This window comes from Myxococcus vastator, assembly GCF_010894475.1.
Classification (GTDB): Bacteria; Myxococcota; Myxococcia; order Myxococcales; family Myxococcaceae; genus Myxococcus; species Myxococcus vastator.
Genome location: NZ_JAAIYB010000049.1, coordinates 1 through 630 on the forward strand (window position 1 = coordinate 1; position 630 = coordinate 630).

At 63.2% G+C, this 630-nt stretch carries 1 protein-coding gene; it reads right to left on the reverse strand.

Going from position 1 to position 630, the window contains the following annotated elements; all coding sequences use genetic code 11:
• Window positions 1-367, reverse strand: a 367-nt coding sequence (locus tag G4D87_RS07640; RefSeq protein WP_275902265.1) for a hypothetical protein, incomplete at its 3' end; no start/stop codon positions are given.
• Window positions 368-630: the final 263 nt, after the last annotated feature.

Here is a 630-nt window from a genome sequence, read left to right on the forward strand (position 1 = left end):
TCCCGAAGCACAGCCGCGCCCCCACGGGCGTGAAGTTGACCTGGATGCCGCGCATCGCCCCCGGTGTCTCAGTGAGTGAGAACGAGTCATCCAACCCGGCGACAAAGCCATCCTTGTGGCGCGCGGAGACACAAGCGTCTCGCGGGTCGAGAATCCGGAGCCACGGCCCGAAGTCGATGATGAGCACCACCTGCGGCGACGGCAGCTCGCGGCGGCGCATGGGGCCCGGCGTCCGCTCGTCGTAGCCCCAATAGGGCCCCGCCACCATCCCACGGAGCCGGTCGTCCGGCGCGCCCGCCACCATCTCCCAGCGGCCGGATTCCGATTCGTGGCGGAAGACGCGAACCGAAGAAGGGGCAAGGGACACGGCGATGCCTCACAGGTGTCAGACAGGGCTGAGAGGATGTCCCTGGGCGCCAATGCCAGAGGGGGAGCCCCACACAGCCGCCGTATCAAGAATTGGGTGAAGAAACCCGGCGTCGACCGTTTTCTCACGAACCTGAAACGTCGTGTCTCAGAGGGCACGCGGCTGTGACACACGTTGTAACCCATTCATACACAATCGCTCTCAAGAGTTGAGAATACAACCTTGACTTTACGGGTAATCCGTTACCGGTGTAGGTTTTGGAT